The organism is Paenibacillus lemnae (genome assembly GCF_012933385.1).
GTDB classification, from domain to species: domain Bacteria; phylum Bacillota; class Bacilli; order Paenibacillales; family Paenibacillaceae; genus Paenibacillus_AQ; species Paenibacillus_AQ lemnae.
The window spans coordinates 20,967-42,624 of the sequence record NZ_JABBPN010000022.1 but is presented as its reverse complement, the minus strand read 5'-3'; the positions used below and the strand labels follow the sequence as shown (position 1 = coordinate 42,624).

Sequence of the window (21,658 nt, the reverse complement as noted above, 5' to 3'; positions counted from 1 at the left end):
TGTCTTTTAGCAAAAGAGTAGCGCCGCCTGCTATTTTACCTGCAGCATGCGCTCTAATGAAGTGCGGGCCTTCTCAGCGACGGTCGGCGGGACATAAATCTGGGGCTTCATCGTCTCCAGGCATTTGACCAGCTTCTTCAAATTGTTTACTTTCATATTCGGGCATACCAGAAACTTTGTTGCAAAATGGAAGGTTTTATCCGGACTATCTACCCGCAGCTGGTATCCGGTGCCGTCTTCTGTACCCACGATAAATTCCTTAACCGAAGATTGTTTGCAGTACTCCAGAATCGCGGTCGTGCTGCCCACAAAATCGCCCAGTTCAACGACCTCAGGCCGGCACTCCGGATGTACCACGAACTCGGCATTCGGATATTTCGCTTTCATCTCCATGACATCTTTGACGGTCAGCATATCATGCGTGTTGCAGTAACCTTCCCAAATGATCAGTTTTTTGTCCGTATGCTGCTGGACATAATGACCGAGATTCTTATCAGGCACCCATATAATTTCATCCGAATCTACGGATTGAATAACTTTTACTGCATTTGATGACGTACAGCATATATCGGTTTCGGCTTTAATCTCGGCCGATGAGTTAATATAAGTAACCACTTTCGCATTCGGATGCTGAGCTTTTAATTTTCGCAGTCCATCGACATTGACCATGTCTGCCATGGGACACCCTGCACGCTCATCCGGAATGAGAACGGTTTTATTGGGAGCCAGTATTTTAGCGCTTTCTCCCATAAAATGCACCCCGCAGAACACGATCACATCGGCATCGGTCTGTACGGCCTTTTGAGCCAGCAGAAAGGAATCCCCCCGAAAGTCAGCCACTTCCTGAATTTCGTCCCGCTGATAATAATGAGCTAAAATAATTGCATTACGTTCCTTTTTCAGTTGGTTCAGACGTTCGCGCAGTTCCCGGTTTTGTTCCGCTTTACGCTCCAGCGCTAAAGCTTCCACAAGCGACCCTCTCCCTTTATGTATTACGGCCGTATTCAGCCGCGGTAAACTTATTGACAAGCATTTCAATACCTTGTGAAAAGAAACACCTGTTAGTTAACACTTAATGTACACAAGGTTCGATGGACTGTCAATGTGATAAGAAGCACAAAAAGAACCGGAAAACAAACGATGTTCTCCGGTTCTTTCTTTTTATATGCTTATAGCGGCCTTTTTGCCTGTTTTTAGGTTAATTTGGTGCCGCCGTTGTCTGATCCGCCTGGAGGCTTGGTATCATCGGAATCCTTGCGGTCCGGTTCCTGGTCATCCATCGGATTGTTCGGAATTTCTCCCGGTGCATGATCACGCTCTTCATCATCTTTGCCTTGAATGCGCACACGTACATCTCCAATGTTATCAATGACTGGTTCGCCGCTCTCGGATGATCCGCCCTCTTCGCCTGGTTCAGTAACAATGGTGCCTGTTTCAATCAATTCCTTGATTTGATCCAGTTCCAGCGTTTCTTTCTCAAGCAGGGTATTCGCGATCAGATGAACCTCTTTCGCATGATCGGTAAGGACCTGACGGCATTTCTCGTAACATTCACTGATGAAACGCTGCATCTCCTGATCAATCAGATATGCGATCTGATCACTATAGTTCTGCTCGTGACCGATGTCCCGGCCCAGGAATACCTGCCCCTGGGAAGTGCCGAACTGCATCGGGCCGAGCTTCTCACTCATACCGTACTCTACAACCATGCTGCGAATGATGCTTGTTGCTTGCTGGAAGTCGCTGTAAGCACCGGTCCCAATCTCACCGATGAACAATTCTTCCGCCATACGCCCGCCGAGCAATCCGGTAACACGATCCAGAAGCTCCTGCTTCGTAACCAGCATCCGGTCTTCCTTCGGCAGCATAATGACATATCCGCCCGCACGTCCGCGCGGAATGATCGTAACTTTGTGAACCATATCGGCATGTTCCAAGAAATATCCCACAATGGTATGACCTGCCTCATGATAAGCGACAATGCGCTTCTCACGGTCACTGATCACGCGGCTTCGTTTCTCCGTACCCACGATGACGCGGTCAATGGCTTCATCCACCTCACGCATGGAGATGTCCTTACGATTGCGGCGCGCAGCCAGCAAGGCCGCTTCGTTCAACAGATTTTCCAGGTCCGCCCCGGTAAATCCGGTTGTCCGCTTCGCAATGACGTCCAGCTTGACGTCTTTCGTCAGCGGCTTGTTGCGTGCATGGACTTTCAGAACCTCTTCACGTCCTTTTACATCCGGACGGTCCACGGTAATCTGACGGTCAAAACGTCCTGGACGCAGCAGGGCCGGATCCAGAATATCCGGACGGTTGGTCGCTGCGACGATAATAATACCTTCGTTGGCTCCGAAGCCGTCCATTTCAACGAGAAGCTGGTTCAAAGTCTGCTCGCGCTCGTCATGGCCGCCGCCAAGACCGGCGCCGCGCTGACGTCCGACCGCATCAATCTCATCAATAAAGATAATACATGGTGCATTTTTCTTCGCATTCTCGAACAAATCCCGGACACGGGAAGCACCGACACCCACGAACATTTCCACGAAGTCGGAACCCGAGATGCTGAAGAAAGGTACGCCAGCCTCACCGGCTACTGCACGTGCCAGGAGGGTTTTACCGGTACCCGGAGGACCCACAAGCAGCACACCTTTCGGAATGCGTGCACCTACCGTGTTAAACTTGCGGGGATCTTTCAGGAAGTCAACCACTTCGACGAGTTCCTGTTTCTCTTCATCCGCACCTGCCACGTCCTGGAACGTAATTTTCTTCTTCTCTTCGTTGTACAGGCGGGCTTTGCTCTTGCCGAAGTTCATAACCTTGCCGCCGCCGCCTTGAGCCTGATTGAACAGGAAGAAGAACAGCGCGAACATGATCAAGAGCGGAATGAAGGAGGAAAGCAGCGTCAGCCAGATGCTTTGGCCTTCCATCTTCTCAATGCTGAATGCAATGCCGTTCTGTTCACTCGCAGTGACCAGTTCCTCCATTGCAGCGTCTGTTGCTGGAATATACGTCGAGAAGTCTTCAAACTTCTCCTCGCCTTTAGGCTGTTTATATTTACCGGTCACAAGGTATGCGTAACCGTCAAATTGAGCCGTGACTTCCTCAATGTTATCGGCCTTGATTTCCTGCCGCAGCTGATCATACCTAGGGGTATCGGCTACTTCATTACCGTTGGTAACAAACTGTACGATGCCCACCACGACTAAAAATAAAATCAAATAAAAACCAGAATTCCGGATGAACCGATTCATCCCCTACCTCCTCTCAAAGACACATAAGATATTTTAACACAGCCAGTATAGCCATCTCAACAAAGGTAAAGATGGCGCGGAACCCGCGAAATCGCCGCAGTCATTCAGTTGCTGTAAATCTCCGGCTTCAGGATCCCGATATAGGGGAGGTTACGGTAATGCTCGGTATAATCCAGGCCGTATCCTACAATAAAAGCATCCGGAATCACAAAGCCTTTGTAGTCTGCTTCGAGCTCCACCGTACGTCCTGTCGGCTTGTCAAACAGCGTAACCACGGATACCGATTTGGCCTTGCGGTTTTCAAGCAGTTTGATCAAATAACTGAGCGTGAGGCCGCTGTCGATAATATCTTCGACAATGAGCACGTCACGACCTTCTACAGACTGGTCCAGATCTTTGATGATTTTGACGACACCGGACGATTTCGTGGAAGCCCCGTAACTAGATACAGCCATGAAGTCCAGCTCGATCGGTACTGTGATGTTCTTAACCAAATCCGCCATAAAGATAAACGCGCCCTTGAGAACACATATTACCAAAGGATCGCGGTCTTTATAAGCTGTGCTGAGCTTCTCGCCCAATTCCTTCACTTTTGCCTGAATTTCTTCTTCACTGATGAGTATTTCTTGAATGTCATTCTGCAACCTGAGACAACCTCCTACGTGTTTATATCATGAAGACGAAAAACGGACCTAGCCCTCCTTTACGCCTTCCCCGCATCCAGTAGTCTCATACGCAGAATACGGGTAGTATGCTGCCCAACGGCAGCGTGAACAGAACGTCTTACACCCGGGATCCATAGAATGCGGCCGGTACCATCACACACCATAGGAATATCGGCACGGACGGACGGCGGGATTTTCTCATGAATGAGAATATCTTTGACTTTTTTGCTTCCGTTTAATCCCATTACCTTCATCTTGTCACCCGGCTGTCGGGAACGTATGCATAGAGGGAATTTCAGATCATCGGCGTCAAAGTAACACTCTGTATCCAAAATCCGGGCGTATCCCTTCATTTCCCGGGCATTCCCATACTCCAGCATCAGCACTTTCCCAATCTCCGTCAGCGTCAAATCCAGTTCTTCCGGAGTGTGCAGCTCGTATATGTAGTTCTTTCGTAACACAGGGGGCTGGGACGTAAAGAGCACCTTATCATATTCACGAATACAGCAGATGCCATCCCCCAGATCCAAACTCCAGGAGCTGTGGATCTCCTGCGCGATACGTAAACGAACACTTTCGATCTTGGAAAAGTCCGAGATCTCGCGCTCTGACGACAGGTAATTTAATATTAGTTTAATCAAACGCCGTTGTAAAGCGACATGTAAACCCAAAAAGGAAGGCGCGTCCACAGCGCTCCCTCGGCTTGTCTCCCGAACAAGGGAGGCATACGCATCCTTTGCAGCAAGTTCCATGTAATTGTCCTCCGCCCCGCTGACTTCGGCCAATTGAATCAGCGAAGAGGAAATCTGCGGATTGTACTTCGCCAGAAAAGGCAGCACTTCCAAACGGATCGCGTTACGATGGTACTTGGTCTGCAGATTGCTGTCGTCTACCGCATAGATGAATCCGCACTGATGGCACAGTGCGATCAAGTCCGCCTTGTTCATACGTAAGAAAGGACGGATGAGTTTCACATTTTTTTGGACCCGCTCCATTTTCATACCGGCAAGGCCTGAAGGTCCGCTTCCGCGCAGCAGCCGCATCAGGACCGTCTCGGCCTGATCGTCAGCATGGTGCGCCAGGGCGATGGCATCTGCTTTGTATTTTTCCGCCGTCGCGAATAAAAATGCATACCTTTTCTCACGCGCTGCATCCTGGGCGCCCCTGCCGCTGCTTTCCATAAAATCAGGCACATTCACCCTGGCCATCTCAAATGGAATGGACAGGCTCTCGGCGAGCGTCCTCACCATTTCTGCTTCCTGGTCTGACTCCTGCCGGAAACCATGGTGAACATGAGCACAGACAAGCTGAAGCGGCGCAGCGGTACTGCTGATATGATGGAGAACATGAAGCAGGGCCACAGAATCCGGTCCGCCCGATACGGCGACTACCACCGTGTCCCCCGGTGACCAGAGCTTGTTCTCTACAGCCGTCTGTTCCACATATTCACTCATCCGTCTCAATTCGTACCGCTCCAACATTCATTTCCCCTTTTGTGTGCGTAAGGCCTTAAGAAGATATTAACCCGATTTGACCTCATTGATTTCTAAGTTTTCAAAAACAAGTATAATGCGGCACCCGCAAACACGATTGAAAGAAAAAAAGAGCGCTGAAGCCAGCGGGGCGTCTTATTCCTTTTTCGCGGTACAGCCCGTGCATATACCCCTTTCTTCCATGCGTTCAGCGCTTCCCGTGAATTTGCGAATCCGCCCCCAAGGGCACGGCCCAGCCAGGCGGCGTAAGGCTTTAACTGCGAGCTTTTTCGCAGTACAGCCTCCAGATCCTGAACGCTCCTGATCTGAGGGAGCTGTGCCGAAGCTCCCCGAAGCGATTCTTCATCCAGCAGCTGTATACACATCACGGCAAACGAGAACAAATCATACGCCTCATCCCCGGTGCGAGAACCGGCGTTCCAGTAACCGCGGTCATACCACTCCGTGAACTGCTTCACGCTTCGCCCCGGTGCACTGACACCGCCATAGTCGATCAGCTCTACACTGCCGTAAGGCGATACCATGACATTCTCCGGCTTCAAATCTCCGAAAATATAACCAAGGCTGTGCAGCGAAGAGAGCCGCTCCAGCAGCTTCAGGCCGACCAGACCCAGCCACTCCCGGCCCCGGGCCCGGATAAACTGGTGGAGCTGAACCCCCTCAACATATCGCATGACATAAAACGCGGCTTCTCCGCTGACGCTTTTATAATCGTCGGCTTCGATGAAATACGAGCTTGGCAGCTGACGATTCAGCGCACGGAGGATATTCACTTCTGATTGCAGCTCCAGCGTATCGTAGCCGACCTTTAAGGCATAACGATCCGGATGACCACGGCGGTAAACCAGATAGACACTTCCATTCGCTCCCCTGCCTAATAACCGTTCCACAATGTACTGGTTCTTCTGCCATTTACCCGTGATTACGGTGCCGGGCGGACAGACGGTCTCAGACGACGTAGTCACCGAGCATCCCTTCCTCTTGGCCGGGAAGTTCCCGCCATGATTGATTATGTTCCAGTGTACCACAACGGTATTCATCAATCACCTTCAGAAGGGCAGGCCCTGTAGGCGTAGCACCCTTCATCTGAAGCCGGCCGAACAGGCCCCTCACACCGTCCAGATTCTCCGTCCAATCTACGTCTTTTACAAGATCTTCGCCGTGACCCCGTCCCGGAAAATGATAGACAGACAGCCGGCTGGTTCCAGCTCGGGCTTTCAGGCTGAGCATCAAATCCCGGATAGCTTCCTCCACTGCAGCAAGCTTGGGCTTCATGCTGGCACTGGCGTCGATAACCAAGGCCACCTGCAGGGGAGACGTTTCGCTGAGTTCATCTACCACTTCAACGACCTGTGCTCTCTTTTCCGGAGGAAGCTCCGTCAGTGACCCCCCGCCAAGAATCTGACGAATTTCCTTGTTCACCGCTTGTTGTATCGTCTGAACCACCGTCTTCCGGGTCATCATCTGCATGGTTCTGGCCAGCTGGGAAGTGCCCACAATTTGATGAAGGCCGCCGCCGGCTTTGGCAATCTCGCGGATTTCCAGTTCTCCCAGCTCACCGATCGTGCCATAATCCAGCACACCAATGACATTTACCGTAATTCCCTCCTGCAGCGCATGGGCTGCAGCCATCACCGGACTCGGCCCGATATTAGAGCAACCGTCCGTAATCAGTAATATTTGCTTCATACCGACTCTCCTCCCGCCGCGCAACAGCAGCTTTGTTTGCTCTCTAGTATTTCCAGATTTCAGAGAGTTCAAACGCTAGCTTACAAGAATATGGCGTAACAAAAGAGCCGGCATGAATCACGTTCTACAATGCTTGCCTTAGCAATCTGCTGGCCTCCTCTAACTAACTTACCGTTCTCGGGCGTTCCATCCGCGCAAATCCGGGCACATGAACATTAGCCCACTCCGGCTGAAAATGCTCGACCCGTCCAACCACGACCGTCATATCATCATGAATCTGATTTTGCTGATAACGGATCACTTTTTCGAGCAGAACATCTGCGATCTCCTGCGGGTCGCTGCTGTCGACCTCCTGAATCATGCGCTTCATCCAAATCTCCTTGTTAACCGCATATCCCGGCGCATCATATATACCATCTGTCATCATAATCAGCACATCCCCCGCCTGCAGCTGCAGAGACACAAAATCCACTTCAATATCCTGTATAATACCGATCGGCAGATTGCTCGCGGTTACCGGAATAACTTCATTTCCTCGCTTGATAAAGCTTGGTGTAGATCCGATCTTCATAAAGGTCGTCTGTGCCGTGTACTGATCAATCAAGGCCATATCCACCGTAGCATAAATCTCATCCGGAGACCTCAGCATCAAAATGGAATTGACCGACTTGATCGCAAGCCGCTCATCCATGCCGGACTGCAGCAGCTGTTCCAGAATGTTCAGGGCTGAGCTGCTCTCCAGCCGGGCCCGCTCGCCATTCCCCATGCCATCGCTCAGCGCAACAGCAAACGTACCATTTCCAAGCTCCACCGTACTGAAGCTGTCACCCGAGAGTAAATCTCCGCCTTTCGCCGCAGCGGCTACACCGGTCAGAATCTCGTACGTTTTGGCAGAGCCAAACCGGACGGTGGCCAGGCCATCCCTCGGATGGGTCAGGGATTCACCCACGACAGCAATATGTTCCCCGATAATATCAGACAGCATCGGTGCAATAATTTTGCGGCATTCATCATATCCTTTCGTATAGGCATGAATAATCTCAATTTCCACATGGCCTGAATCCAGACTGATAATATCAATACCTTGAACGGACAACCCTAACTGCAGAAGCGCTTCCCGGATCTGTTCCTCCTGAATATGCATCGTCTGGCTCTCCCGCTTGATTTCCCGGGCCAGATCCTCCATAACCTGTGATACGCCGGACAGCTGCTCTGCTACCAGATGACGGCTGTCGAATATCTGGCGCTTCCACTGCATATCATGTTGATAGAGATGATACTGCTGCTTGAGCACCTCCAGCACTTCTTCTTTCCTCGTGCAGAACTTGCCCCATTCCGGTGGAAGATCCTGCGCCTCCATCTTCGGATGTTCTTCTATAGAAGTCATAATGTCCGACATATACTTGTAGGTCTGATAAAATTTGGCGTCCCAGCAGTGGCTCTGTTTAAAGCAGGAAGCACACGTGCCTTGAGCCACAGCATCCATAAAGTGATTCATCTCCTCTGCCTGCTTGCCCGGGGGATGAAGGCTTTCGGTCGTTTGACCAAAGCTCTGCGAGAGCTGGCGGAACACCTGAGAAAACTGTGTGACCCGGTCTGCCGTCAAGTCCCGGACGCGCTTGGCATACTCATGCTGCGACCGGGTGTGGTCCTGGGTGCCCGGCACGTATTTGCCGATCACCTGCATGAAGCTTTTTGGTGTGATCAGAAACAGACCGATCGCTGCGCAGGTTTCCCAGGTGGAGAGCAGCACCTCTTCAGGCCGGTTGAAATAAATAGACAAAATGGTCGCCCCCAGGAGCATGCCGAGAGACACGCCGGCTTTTTTTCCCTCCCGGAGCATGCCGGCCAGCATCCCGGAGAAAGCAAGAAGGCTCATCTGTGCAAAGGCGGAAATATCCGCCAGACTGAGGATCAGGCCAGTGACCACACCAACCGATGCCCCCAGCGGCGCACCGCCAACGATGGCAAACAGTAGAATCAGATATCTGGAAAGTACATGCTCTACCGATAAATCGTGCACCGTCCATCCTACAGCCCCAGTCATCACCGAGGCCAGGAGAATGATCAGGCACAAAATTTCTTCATTCCGCAGCGCGTAATTTTTCTTGCGGAATGTAAATACCGGCACGGCCTGGATGAACACCAGGGTCAGTACGAAGCTGAGAACCGCATCCAGCGTCAGCATCATTAAGGAATACCAGGTCATTGACGGCCCGACCAGCAGGGCGAACAGATTAACGACAAAGGTAGATACAAACACCATCATCGGCGCGTAGGAGAGCTCGGCCCGTTCGTACGTTTCAAGCCCCCTCAGTATCAGATAAAAAATAGCAAGTTCCACAGGGATCATCAGCATGTTCGGATACGGGGCAAACAGGCTTCCGGCCACGATCGCAGCACCGACTGGCATCAGATAATCTCTGCGCATAAAAGCGATGACTGCAAAGAAAGCAGCAGCAAACGGTGACAGCTCGTCCAGGATTGTCGCGCGTCCAAGCAAAAAGCCCATAAAGGTTAACAGGATGACCCACTTTCTGGATGCCAGCAGATGTATCGGCCGTTTCACAAAAGACAACTGCCCGATGCGCTCACGCAAGCGGCCGCGCAAAGCTTCCGCTCCTCCTTTAGCCGACCCTGTCCCCGGAAACATAACCACATTTCTTTTATCCATCATCCTGGCACCTCATTCTTTCACGAATTTGTTTGTAGGTCCCATTATAAAAGCATGGATACAGAAAGTTTGTCAGAACACCGGACATGCCCTAAAGAAATTTCCGACAAAAAAGCCCGCCTTCGCGAAAGCTTGCACACTACGATAAATCCCTGCTGTTATTTCCATTACGCTGTTTCAATTCACTAGAAATTGGTTATATGTACTTCCTTTTGCACGGCAGATGTGAAACGAGAGAGAGCGATTTCAGGGTTATCCCGTTGTAACCTGTCGGACGCTTGGACGAACTGACAAAAAAACCGCAGAAGGAAAATTCCTTCTGCGGTTATATTTCTATATAAGAGATCGAACTACACACGTTTGGCACCGCGTCCGCCGCGTTTGCCCTCCGTATTCTTCTTTAGCGAAGATATCCGCTCCTCACTGTCTTTCAGGAAGCGTGACATTTTATCCTCAAATGAAGGCTTGTTGGCCGCAGGCTTAAACGAACGTCCACCGCGTTCACGGTTAAATCCTCCTCCACCGCCGCCTCCGAATCGTTCTCCGCCGCCGCTGCGTTCCGGTCTAGGTGCACGCGGGGGACGACTCTCCGTAGCCGGCTTGTCGACAGTCTGCTTGATCGAAAGACCGATCTTGCCGTCCTTATCGACATTGATCACCTTCACGGTAACGACATCACCAATCTTCAAATGATCGTTGACATCCTTGACGTAGTTGTCGGCGATCTCCGAGATGTGAACGAGACCCGTGACACCTCCTGACAGATCCACAAATGCTCCAAAATGCGTTATGCCTGTCACCTTGCCCTCTAACTTGGTGCCCACTTCAATTGCCATAGAATAAAATGATCCTCCCTTAAAAATATACAGTCCGATTTTAAATCTCGCTGCGGTGATTTGATTATACCCAATGACCTAAAAGAGGTCAACAGACGTATGTCATGGTGTTACAGACTTTATTTACCTTATTCCTGCGGCTGGATAATCGGAACTTCATTAGGAGGATACAACCCGAATTTCTTACGGGCGATCTGACCTATGTATTCCGGATCCTGCAGTCTCTCTACCTCGAGATTCAGCTCGTTGAGCGAGGTCTGCACGGCCTTCTGTTCGCTTTGTTTCTGTGCCAAGGTTCTGCTGGTGCTCTGAATGTTATCGTGCTGATGATATAGCGTCATTCCAGCCCACCCGACAAACAGCACCATCAAGGCAGAGTACATGGTTTTGCGCCGCTTCGCGCCCTTGCTCTTAGCTGCTGTCTTCGAGGGATCATCTTTGCGTTGTTCGGCTCTTCTGCCCATGACCTATTCCTCCTAAAACCAGCGTTTCCAGATGACTTTCATCTTGTTCCCCAGGCGCACAGCCCAAGCCGGCACCTTAAGCCGGGATGTGACAGGTGAGCTTATCCATTTCAACAAGCCCCGCACCGGCGTCAGTATTGTCCATAGCAGCCGAAGCAGGAACATGATCATTCGCCATAACAGCTTGACCATTCCTTGGAGAAGAAGAAGTATGCCTTTCACGGGTTTCCACAGCAGGGTGTTTAACAAAGTCGTCAAAACGGACAGCAATCCCTTTGCCGCCTGAATTAACATTACCACAAAACGCCTGGTTATAACACTCCATAATAAAAAATAGATCCAAACCCCTAAAAACAATCCTACAAAAACATAAAATCTTAACTGCCCGTAATTCGTAATGTACAGCATGCGAAAAACAAATAATGCCGCGGCGACCCAATACAAAAAATCAAGGACATGCTGCGACCACCGCGGGAAGCGGAGCTCGCCTGACAGCACCCGGTAGCTGTCATAGGCCAGTCCCATGGCTGCTCCGGAAAACAGCATCCAGAGCAGCGTGATCCACTGTATATGAGGGTTCATTTAAAGAGCTTGCCGAGCAGGCTTTTCGATTTGGCCTGATTTCCGGGATTCAGATAGGCAAGGGAATGAATCAATCCTTCAATGGAAAGGATCCCTTCCTCCAGACTCAGGTTTTTAATATGTAAATTTTGTCCGCGAATAGTCAGATGTCCAAGCTCGGTCTGCAGCAGAAATTCTTCACTGTCGAAGCTTTCTACATTTTTTACACCACTGATATCAAGCAGCTTGCGATTATGCATCCGCAGATCGTGCAGCTTGCCTTTCCCTGGGTCGATCATGGCATGTACCCCTCCTTTATATCAAAAGCATATGGGGACATGACTCCAATTAGAACTTGCAGGACAGAGAAAGCTGCAGCGCAAAAAAAGACATCCTCCCGCAGCGGGAGGATGTCTTCATGCCGACTGTGCGGCTACCAGCTTAACCCATTATCTTTGGCGATCGGTTCTTCCTTAACCAGGGTGTAGAGGCTTGAAGCCTCATCCTTGCGGGTCGTCTCCGCCAAGCGCTCTACCCGGACCGTGACCAGCTTCTGTCCGAACTGGACAGTAATCTCATCTCCGATCTTAACAGCACTGCTTGGCTTCGACTCACGGCCGTTAATCAGCACCCGCCCCTGCTCCGAAACATCCTTCGCCACAGTGCGGCGCTTGATCAGTCTGGATACCTTAAGGAATTTATCGAGACGCATTAGTTAACGGCTTCTTTAAGTTTGTTACCTGCTTTGAATGCAGGAACGTTGGATTCAGGAATTTCAATTGTGTTGCCGGTTTGCGGGTTACGGCCCGTACGGCCTGCACGTTTGCGGGTTTCGAAGGTACCAAAACCGATCAATTGAACTTTGTCGCCGCTTGCGAGAGCGTCTGTAATTTCACCGAGGAAACCGTTCAGTACGTTCTCCACGTCTTTTTTAGCCAATCCGCTTTTGCTGGAAATGTTGTTGATCAGGTCTGTTTTGTTCATGAGTTAAAATCCTCCCAATGTTTCGAAAAGTAATAGGTACTGCGGCTTGGCACCATATGTCCTGGAGCAGGCGCTGCAGGCGTGCCTATCAAGACTAATTCTGGATAAGCCGCCAGATTCCTGCCCCGCCGCGTTAATTTTTTAATAATTTCAAGAAAAAGTGTCACAGCGGAGGCATTTAGACCTCCGAAGAACCATTGTGGCGTTTGGCTTCCTGCCATAAAGCTTCCATGTCCTCTAGGGAAGCTTCACGAATATCGGCTCCTCTTGCAGCCAGCTGGTTCTCGATGTAACGGAAACGGGTGACAAACTTGGCGTTGGTCGCAGACAGCGCTGCTTCCGGGTCTGCTCCGATAAAACGAGCTGCATTGCTGACGGCAAACAGAAGGTCTCCGAGTTCAAGCGCCTGCTCCTGCTGCGGCAGGTTCTGTTTCACCGCATCTTTAAGCTCGGAGATCTCTTCTTCGATTTTGTCGAAAACGCCGGACAGGTCTTCCCAATCAAATCCGACCTTGGCGGCTTTTTTCTGGAGCTTGTATGCCTTCATCAAGGCAGGCAGGTCCCGCGGCACACCGTCCAGTACGGAGGAGGCCTCAGGGGTCAGTCCCTTCCTGCGCTTCTCCTCCGCTTTCATCTGCTCCCAGTTCTGCAGGGCATCTTCAGCATCTTTAGCCGAGTTCTCACCGAACACGTGCGGATGACGGAAGATCAGCTTGTCATTCAGCGTACCGATGACATCATACACCGTGAATGTGCCCAGCTCTTCCTCCATCTGCGAGTGCAGCAAAATCTGCAGCAGCAGATCACCGAGCTCCTCCTGCATATGCTCCGGGTCGTCCTCATCAATCGTCTCCAGCACCTCATACGTTTCCTCAATGAGGTTTTTGCGGATCGATTCATGGGTCTGTTCCCGGTCCCATGGGCAGCCTTCGGGACTGCGGAGGACCCCCACGATTTCATGCAGTCTGGCAAAGCTGCGGCGGCGGAGAGATTCCTCCTCGCTGCGGGGAACATAGATAAGGGATAAATTACCGTATCCCTCCACCCGGTCCAGCTCATACAGCGGGATGCGAAGAATGGTCTCTTCTCCCTCCACCCCGAGCGCATGGCCGACAATGACTTTGTAATCGTCCGGATAGACATCCATCAGGGCCAGCTTGACCTCGGATGCGGTAAACCCGTCATACACCTGGCCGATCAAGATATGGAGCTGAGGCTGAACAAGATGTCCGGACAGTCCGGATGCATCCAGCAGCTGAAAGCCTTCAATGGGATCAAATCCCAATCGGACAAAGGCTTCATCCAAAAAGCTTTCTCCGCCGAGTACATTCAGTTGTATCCCCAGTCCTGGGCAGCGTTCACGGAGCAGGCGGACGGTCGCTTCAGCGACCATGGGATGGCCCGGAACCGCATAGACGATCTCGCCTTCCTGCGCAGATGCGGCTGCAGTCAGCGAGGAAGCGATATATTCATATACCTCCGAAAAGGTCTCATGACTCTCATACACATGATCAAATGATTCCAGAAGTATGCCTGTCTCCTGGAGATAAGCAACAACCGGGTGCGATAAGGTGCGTACATATGCCTTGGCCGCGCCCTGCAGGGTCTTGATAATACCCAGGGTCAGACGGTCCGGATTGCCCGATCCCAAGCCGACCACCGTAATAACTGCGCTCATGGAGGCTACCTCCGCTCTTTCTCCGCCTGGCTTACAGCGGTAGTTTCGTTGTCTACTATATCACAATGAGGCGGACATCTCACGTAAGTCCGCGAAACCTGCGCCTGCCTTAGCGCAGCAGGCGCATCTTCCGAAGCAGGGCAGCCAGCGGCCTGCCCGCCTTCGGCAGCAGCAGAAGCTCCTCCTCCGAGAGGAGCTTCGTCAGGGCGGCGCCGGCCACAAAGGCGCCGCCTCCCGCCGCCACGCCGGCCAGGCTGGCGGCAGCGGCACTCAGGCGGCCGGGCCCTGCGGCCGCCTCCACAAGGCCGCCAGCCGCGGTAGACGCGGCCCAGGCGGCCATGGCCAGGCCCGCTGTGACCAGCGCGGGCCACAGCAGCAGGTGTGCGGGGGACAGCCGCACACCGGCATGGCGCACCAGCAGCGCGGTGTTGAGCGCTGCGGCGGCGCCATGTGCGGCGACGCCTGCGATCGCGGCGCCGGTAATGCCGAGCTGGGGCACGAGCGCTAGGTTCAGCCCCAGCTTGATCAGGGCGGCCGCCAGCAGATGCACGGCCGGCGCCCGGACGATGCCCGCTCCCTGCAGGAGAGCGGCCGTAATGACGCTGACCGTGCCGAAGGCAGCGGTAGAAGCAACCCAGCGGAGCACTGCACTGCCCTCGGCATCCTGGTACAGCATAATATTGACCGGCTCCGCTAGAACCGCAAGGCCAGCTGACGCAGCCAGGCCGAGCAGCCAGAACCAGCGCAGTGCCACCTGGCTCTGCCGCGCCGCCAGATCATACTCGCCTTTATATCTGGCTTCCGCCAGCGCCGGAATAAACAGCACGGACAGCGAAGCGGCCAGCATCGTCACCAGCTGCACTAGCGGAAGGCCGCGGTTGTAGATCCCGAACTGGGCAAGCATCCCGGCCTCCGGCAGGCCGCTGTTTCGCAGCAGCCGCGGCACAGTGAGCGAATCCACCATGCCAATCAGCGGAACCGCAAGGGCACTGAGGCATACAGGAATGGCATAGGCGCTCATGCGCCGGAGTATGGCGGCGGCGCTCAGCGCTCCCGTCCCGCTGTGATCGTGCTTCTGTGAGAAAGTCTTCCCCCCAGAAACGCCTACTGCTGCGTCTCCGGCGGCTCTGGTGTTTCTGCGCCAGTACAGACCCATCACCAGCAGCCCGGCCGCACCTCCCGCAGCGGAGCCAATAAGAGCACCGGCAGCGATGTCCTGGTCATCTGCGCCACCCTGGATCATATACAGCAGCAGTCCTATCATCACAGCGACCCGAACACTCTGCTCTGTGATTTGCGATACCGCAGTCGGCACCATGTTATGCAGCCCCTGGAAATACCCCCGCAGCAGAGACATCCAGGGAACGAACGCAAGGGCCAGGGCTGAGGCGCGGAGGGCGGGTACGACCTGCCTGCTCCCGATCCACTCACCCGCCAGCGGAGCTGTCACATACAGGACAGCTCCCAGCAGCAGTCCAAATATGACCAGAAACCAGCTGGAGATGCGGAGCAGCCGTCGGCTCTCCTGCGGACGCCCTGCCGCTTCCGCTTCCGCCACGAACTTGGACAATGCAGCTGGAAATCCGGCAGCAGCTATCGTAATGATCATCATATACAGCGGGTACACCGTATTATAAATGCCGAATACAGCATCCCCGCCCAGATTTTGGAGCGGTATTTTTTGCAGCGTTCCGATCAGCTTGGAACCGATCGCTGCTGCACTGAGGATCAGAGCTCCCTTCACGAGTCTGGATCCGGATTCACTTGCATTCATAAGCTTAACTCCAATCCCTGTTTGCCGGTATGCCGAGCATGTCATGGTCATTATACCGTGAAGTAAGGGCTGGACTCAAAACCTACAGAAACAAAAAAAACCGCCTGTTCCCCCGGCCTGTTCAGGCCGGCGGTCAGCGGGAGATTGGGTCAATTGGGAGATGATCACATCAGGTTTCTTACTGTTCCATCTGCTTGCCGAGGAATGCTGCGGCCGTTTCGGCCATTTTGATTTCCATCTGGCTCATGGTGATAGACTCGTCCTTGCTGAGCAGCACGACCGTGCCGATCGGATCTCCGCCTGTAACGATCGGTGCCGCTACGAAAGAGGAGAATTCCTCCGGGTGATCCTTGCTGATCTCATAAGTCCCCTTGTTTTCTTCCAAAACGGTTTTGCGGTTTTCCATACAGGTTTCCAGCAGATTGCCGACAGCCTTGTCCAGGTACTCTTTCTTCGAGCCCCCGGCTATCGCAATAAACGTGTCCCGGTCGGAAATGACCGTAATGTGGCCTGTGCTTTCAAACAGTGATTCCGCATATTCTTTGGCAAAATCGCCAAGCTCTCCGATAGGAGAATATTTCTTCAGGATAACTTCTCCATCCCGGTCCACAAAAATCTCCAGCGGATCACCTTCACGGATCCGAAGAGTACGTCTTATTTCCTTGGGGATGACCACACGTCCGAGGTCATCAATACGGCGAACGATTCCAGTAGCTTTCATTACACATGCTGCCCCGCTTTCTTAAGAAGATTTTTCAACTACTGATCGGTATGGGAAGAGGATGTCCCCAGCCAGGTATATAAGTGAATGTCTGACCTTAGTATTGATCCATTCCCATAACCTTATACATCTTTGCCCTGAAATGGTTGCGCGACCATGCCTGTTGAACCTGGCGCGGACGGATATCAGGGGCAAAAAATCCATAACGCCGCCTTGAACGTCATGGATTGAAGCTGTTTTACTTCCCGGTTGTATCTTTTGTATCTTCGGCCTTAGGAGCTTCTTCACCCGAGTCGGTGGAAGGCTCCGCTGGCGACTCACTTTTCGGCAGATCCATCTTCTCGATCAGCTTATCCAGGTCTGTCTTCATAAACTCGTCAACCTTTGCTGAAGCCAGCTCGCTGCGGATTGCATCCTTGCGTTCATCGGTAATTTTGTCATACGTCGTTTCCTCACGCTTTTCGACTTTCATGACATGATAACCGTGGACGGTCTCCACCGGCTCACTGATTTCATTGATCGGAAGACTGAGCGCCTTCTGTTTGAACTCATCAGCCCAGCCGCCAACTTCTGTTTTCTCGTAGAGGCCGCCATTGTCCTTCGAGCCCGGATCCTCCGAATACTCTTTGGCGACTTTGGCAAAATCCTCGCCGCCGTCCAGCTTGGCCTTTACTTCTTTAGCAAGCTTTAGCGCGTCTTCTTTCTTGCGCTCCTTGCCTTCGCTGTCCACAAAACGGATCAGTACATGACGGACGCTGGCGGTCGTGAAGTCCTGCTTATGATCCTCGAAGTCCTTCTTGATCTCATCATCCGTAACTTTGTTCTTCTGATCCTCCATCACGGTCATCACACGCTGCATGTAATCCTTCAGATCCTGCTCTGTCAGATTTTGAGCTTCCAGCGCTTTAGTGAACTGCTCTGCACCCATCATCGTTTTGTTTTTCTTGACGAGTTCATCCGCCTGGGTTTTAGCCGCTTTCTTGGCTTCTTCCCCGGCATTTTCAGACAGATATTCATAAGCTACACCCTGTCTGGCCAGGTACTGCTTGAACTCGTCCATCTGCATGAACTGGGCATATTCCGGAGACATGAACTGCATAACATTCTGTTCCAGCTGGAACTCCTTCTCCGTAAATTCTCCGCCCGTATATTTTACAATGACTTTGCTGTCGTCCTCGGCCGGCTCCTGGCTTCCTGCGGTTTTATCACCACAAGCTGCGAGAAGCGACATGGACAATACCGCAGTCATCGTCACCATGTACGTCTTCCATGACTTTTTATTTCTTGACGACATCTTGTAAATCTCCCTTCCCGTGAAATGACGCCTGTGCAGCGTCAAGAAACTCTTCCAGCAGCTTGAGCAGCTCCTGATCGGAGAGTCCCTTGCCCTTGAGACGAATGGATATCCCCGGACCCTGCTCAAATTGTACACGTCTTTCAAACTGATTTCCAATTTGCGCAAGTTTGGTCCTATGAATTAGTTTATCCTGTCCTTCATAAAACTGCAAAATCACGTCATCAGAACGCTGGGTGATGGAATCGATTCCGTACGTTCTGCCATACACTTTCAGCCTGGACACAGCAAGCAAATTGCGTACAGCTTCCGGCAGTTCGCCAAAGCGGTCCAGCAGTTCGTCTTCAAGCTCTGCCGCTTCGTCTGCCGAAGCCACCGCGGCCACTTTTTTATAGATTTCGATCTTTTGAATGCTGTCGTAAATGTAATCAGACGGTAGATAGGCATCCACACCAAGATCAATCGATGTGTTCCAGTCACGCGACGGTTCCTGTGCTTCGCCCAGCATGCTGACTTTACGTTTCTGGATCTCTTCCGCAAGCATTTGAGAGTACAAATCAAATCCGACGGATGCGATGAATCCATGCTGCTCCGCTCCCAGCAGATTACCGGCTCCGCGGATGGAAAGGTCACGCATCGCGATTTTGAAACCGGAGCCCAGCTCTGTAAATTCCTTGATGGACTGCAGACGCTTCTCTGCGACCTCGGTCAGCACCTTATCCCGCTGGTATGTGAAATAGGCATAGGCAATCCGGTTCGACCGCCCCACCCGTCCGCGAAGCTGATACAGCTGGGACAGGCCCATTTTATCCGCATCATGCACGATCAGGGTGTTAACATTCGGAATATCCACACCGGTCTCGATAATGCTGGTGCTGACCAGCACATCATGCTCGCCGTCCAGAAAATCCAGAATGGTCTTCTCAAGCTCCGTTTCACTCATCTGTCCGTGTCCGACACCTACCTTCGCTTCAGGCACCAGTTCGGATATTTGAGCTGCCATTTCCTGAATCCCCTGAACGCGGTTGTAAAGGTAATACACCTGGCCGCCGCGAGCAAGTTCCCGCTCGATTGCTTCCCGGACCAGCGTCTGGCTGTGCTCGACCACATAGGTCTGTACCGGAAAACGGTTCTCCGGCGGGGTTTCGATAACCGACAAATCCCTTACGCCCAGCATCGACATATGCAGCGTACGAGGGATTGGTGTGGCGGTAAGTGTAAGGACGTCCACGTTAGTTTTCAGACGTTTCAGCTTTTCCTTGTGTGTTACGCCAAACCGCTGCTCCTCATCCACGATCAGCAGGCCCAGATCCTTGAATACGATATCCTGGGACAGAAGACGGTGTGTTCCGATGAGGATGTCTACCGTACCCTGCTTCACCTTCTTGATCGTCTCATTCTGTTCCTTGCGGCTGCGGAAGCGGCTCAACACCTGGATGTTAATCGGATAGGTTGAGAAGCGTTCCCGGAACGTCTCATAATGCTGCTGCGCCAGGATTGTGGTCGGTACGAGGACTGCAACCTGCTTGCCCTCAATGGCCGCTTTAAAGGCGGCGCGGACTGCCACTTCGGTCTTGCCGTAACCGACATCACCGCACAGCAGGCGGTCCATGGGACGATTCTGTTCCATGTCTTTTTTAATCTCGGTAATCGCCCGCAGCTGGTCCGGTGTCTCATCATACTGGAAGATGTCCTCGAATTCCTGCTGCTCTGCCGTATCCTTCTCAAATCCGTATCCCGGTGCCGACTGGCGCTCTGCATACAGTTTGATGAGATCGTCAGCAATATCCTGTACGGAAGAGCGGACTTTATTCTTGACTCTTGTCCATTCATTGCCGCCCAGCTTGTAGATTTTCGGTTCCTTGTCCTCGGAACCGACGTATTTCTGAATCAGGTCAATCTGTTCGATCGGCACGGAAAGCTTATCACTGCCTGCATACAAAATATGCATGTAGTCCTTATGAATTCCGTTGATCTCCAGTGTCCCGATTCCCATATATTTACCTATTCCATGATTTTGATGCACAACATAGTCGCCGACCTTCAGCTCCGTATAGCTTTTGATCCGTTCGGCGTTGTCCATGTTTCGCGATGTCTTTCTTGTTTTCCGCTGTTTTTGGGAGAACATTTCCGCTTCTGTAATCACCGCAGCATGCACGGACGGCAGCTCGAAGCCGTTCTGCAGACTGCCCTCCAGCATAACCGGCTCTTCAATGCCGTAATCCAGAAGCACCCGCTTCATCCGGTCCATGCGGTCCCGCCCGCCGCCCAGCATCATGACATGGACGCCGGTTTTCTTCCAGCGTTCCATCTCGGCTTTCAGCACGTTCATCTGGCCGTGGAAATCCTGCATGCCCCGGGTGATGAAATTCACGATGTTTTGCGGCTGCATTCTCGGCACCTGGCGCAGAAAGACGGAGATCAGCAAGCTCTGATACCGCTGCTGATACACCACTTCATCGTTATCTAGTGACAGCGGCAGATTCGGCAGTGACTTTCCGTGCTGCATCAGGTGCAGATTCCACTCGGCCTCATCCCGCTCCAGCTGCCTGGCTGTCTCCAGCAGGCGGCCCGGCTCATCCAGCACCAGAATGGTGTCTTCCGCCATATAGTCATAGAGATGGGTCTTCTCCGGATACAGCAGTGAAATATACTTATACATTTCAGGAAAGTATAACTGCTCCCGCATCATCTCGGCTTCCCGGCCGAGTTCTTCCCGCAGACGCTGCTTGGCCTGACGGTCCGTCATCCGCTCCAGCTGGGTGTCCATCATTTTCAATATGCTGTCTGCGGCGCGGTTCAACCGCTCTTTATCACTTATGATCTCTTTGCACGGTGTGATGGTAACCTCCCGTACCTTGTCAATCGAGCGCTGATCTGCCGGATCGAAGGTTCGAATGGAATCGATATCTTCATCAAAAAGCTCCACCCGGTAAGCATAATCTGTTGTCATAGGATAAAAGTCGATAATTCCGCCTCTTACGCTCATTTCGCCGCGGGATTCCACCCGTTCCACACGCTCGTAGCCCAGTTCAATCATCCGGTTTAAGAAGGAGTCCAGTGACAGTGTTCCGCCGTCGTGCAGCACCATCCGGGCATCGGCCATAACCTCGGGCGCAGGCAGCAGCCGGCGCACACCTGAAAGTGGAGCCACGACAATGCCCCGGAAACCGCGGGCACAGCGGTGAAGCACATCAATCCGCTGGGCGAGGGTCTCCGGGCTGGATACGGCCGATTCGGCCGCCACAAGCTCATTCGCCGGATAGAGCAGCACTTGATCCGGAGACAAAATCTCCTGAAGATCATCCGCTATTTTTTGGGCCGAGAACATGTTGTGGGTGACGACCAGCATCGGCCGCTCCTGCTGCTGCATGATACCCGCAATCATGACCTGCCGGGAGGAACCGGCCAGCCCTGAAATCATCTGTTCCTTCATTCCGGCTGTCAGTGCAGCAGTAATGGATTTAAAATCCGTATCCTCCGAAAAAACATCAATAAGTGCTTGTAACAAAAGTGGCACCTCTCTTTATGCAAACGAAATAGATACTTATGGTCATTTGTAATCGAAAAG

General features: G+C 52.3%; 18 protein-coding genes. All 18 read right to left on the bottom strand.

The genetic code is table 11. From position 1 onward, the window contains the following. Window positions 1-30: 30 nt before the first annotated feature. On the bottom strand, window positions 31-969 hold the full coding sequence (gene nadA, locus HII30_RS18550; protein WP_169506536.1) for a quinolinate synthase NadA: 939 nt from the start codon (window positions 967-969) through the stop codon (window positions 31-33). A gap of 224 nt (window positions 970-1,193) precedes the next feature. Further along, entirely contained in the window at window positions 1,194-3,254 is a 2,061-nt protein-coding gene (gene ftsH, locus HII30_RS18545) for an ATP-dependent zinc metalloprotease FtsH (protein WP_169506535.1), read from the bottom strand. A 104-nt stretch (window positions 3,255-3,358) separates the two neighbouring features. Continuing rightward, the gene (gene hpt / locus HII30_RS18540) at window positions 3,359-3,898 is read right to left on the bottom strand and encodes a hypoxanthine phosphoribosyltransferase (RefSeq protein ID WP_169506534.1); all 540 of its coding nucleotides are present in this window, start codon (window positions 3,896-3,898) and stop codon (window positions 3,359-3,361) included. 59 nt (window positions 3,899-3,957) lie between these two features. Beyond that, window positions 3,958-5,400, bottom strand: a complete 1,443-nt coding sequence (tilS, locus tag HII30_RS18535; protein ID WP_211184679.1) for a tRNA lysidine(34) synthetase TilS — start codon at window positions 5,398-5,400, stop codon at window positions 3,958-3,960. Window positions 5,401-5,465: 65 nt separating this feature from the next. After that, complete coding sequence (locus tag HII30_RS18530; RefSeq protein ID WP_343045127.1) at window positions 5,466-6,377, bottom strand: serine/threonine protein kinase; 912 nt, start codon at window positions 6,375-6,377, stop codon at window positions 5,466-5,468. Next, window positions 6,361-7,101 carry a vWA domain-containing protein gene (locus HII30_RS18525; protein ID WP_169506531.1) on the bottom strand — a complete coding sequence of 247 codons (741 nt, stop codon included), beginning with the start codon at window positions 7,099-7,101 and terminating at the stop codon, window positions 6,361-6,363. The genes HII30_RS18530 and HII30_RS18525 overlap by 17 nt, the downstream gene beginning before the upstream one ends. 163 nt (window positions 7,102-7,264) lie before the next feature. Further along, window positions 7,265-9,775 carry a stage II sporulation protein E gene (spoIIE, locus tag HII30_RS18520; RefSeq protein ID WP_169506556.1) on the bottom strand — a complete coding sequence of 837 codons (2,511 nt, stop codon included), beginning with the start codon at window positions 9,773-9,775 and terminating at the stop codon, window positions 7,265-7,267. A gap of 350 nt (window positions 9,776-10,125) precedes the next feature. Then, window positions 10,126-10,611 (bottom strand): S1 domain-containing RNA-binding protein, encoded by a 486-nt coding sequence (locus tag HII30_RS18515; RefSeq protein ID WP_169506530.1) that lies wholly within the window; start codon window positions 10,609-10,611, stop codon window positions 10,126-10,128. 128 nt (window positions 10,612-10,739) lie between these two features. Next, window positions 10,740-11,075 carry an FtsB family cell division protein gene (locus tag HII30_RS18510; RefSeq protein ID WP_169506529.1) on the bottom strand — a complete coding sequence of 112 codons (336 nt, stop codon included), beginning with the start codon at window positions 11,073-11,075 and terminating at the stop codon, window positions 10,740-10,742. A 12-nt stretch (window positions 11,076-11,087) separates the two neighbouring features. After that, a complete protein-coding gene (yabQ, locus tag HII30_RS18505) occupies window positions 11,088-11,657 on the bottom strand; it encodes a spore cortex biosynthesis protein YabQ (RefSeq protein WP_169506528.1) in 570 nt (189 codons plus the stop codon). Beyond that, on the bottom strand, window positions 11,654-11,935 hold the full coding sequence (gene yabP / locus HII30_RS18500) for a sporulation protein YabP (RefSeq protein ID WP_169506527.1): 282 nt from the start codon (window positions 11,933-11,935) through the stop codon (window positions 11,654-11,656). Before yabP ends, yabQ begins: the two co-directional genes overlap by 4 nt. Window positions 11,936-12,069: 134 nt before the next feature. Further along, a complete protein-coding gene (locus HII30_RS18495) occupies window positions 12,070-12,348 on the bottom strand; it encodes an RNA-binding S4 domain-containing protein (RefSeq protein WP_169506526.1) in 279 nt (92 codons plus the stop codon). Next, a complete protein-coding gene (locus tag HII30_RS18490) occupies window positions 12,348-12,620 on the bottom strand; it encodes an HU family DNA-binding protein (RefSeq protein ID WP_169506525.1) in 273 nt (90 codons plus the stop codon). Before HII30_RS18490 ends, HII30_RS18495 begins: the two co-directional genes overlap by 1 nt. A 178-nt stretch (window positions 12,621-12,798) precedes the next feature. Then, window positions 12,799-14,298, bottom strand: coding sequence for a bifunctional methyltransferase/pyrophosphohydrolase YabN (yabN, locus tag HII30_RS18485; RefSeq protein ID WP_169506524.1), 1,500 nt, complete (start codon window positions 14,296-14,298; stop codon window positions 12,799-12,801). A gap of 109 nt (window positions 14,299-14,407) precedes the next feature. Then, the gene (locus tag HII30_RS18480) at window positions 14,408-16,072 is read right to left on the bottom strand and encodes a polysaccharide biosynthesis protein (protein ID WP_169506523.1); all 1,665 of its coding nucleotides are present in this window, start codon (window positions 16,070-16,072) and stop codon (window positions 14,408-14,410) included. Window positions 16,073-16,250: 178 nt separating this feature from the next. Next, window positions 16,251-16,793 carry a stage V sporulation protein T gene (gene spoVT / locus HII30_RS18475; protein WP_169506522.1) on the bottom strand — a complete coding sequence of 181 codons (543 nt, stop codon included), beginning with the start codon at window positions 16,791-16,793 and terminating at the stop codon, window positions 16,251-16,253. Between the two features lie 238 nt (window positions 16,794-17,031). After that, window positions 17,032-18,087 (bottom strand): peptidylprolyl isomerase, encoded by a 1,056-nt coding sequence (locus tag HII30_RS18470; protein ID WP_169506521.1) that lies wholly within the window; start codon window positions 18,085-18,087, stop codon window positions 17,032-17,034. Further along, window positions 18,071-21,598, bottom strand: a complete 3,528-nt coding sequence (mfd, locus tag HII30_RS18465; protein ID WP_169506520.1) for a transcription-repair coupling factor — start codon at window positions 21,596-21,598, stop codon at window positions 18,071-18,073. The genes HII30_RS18470 and mfd overlap by 17 nt, the downstream gene beginning before the upstream one ends. Window positions 21,599-21,658 lie beyond the last annotated feature (60 nt).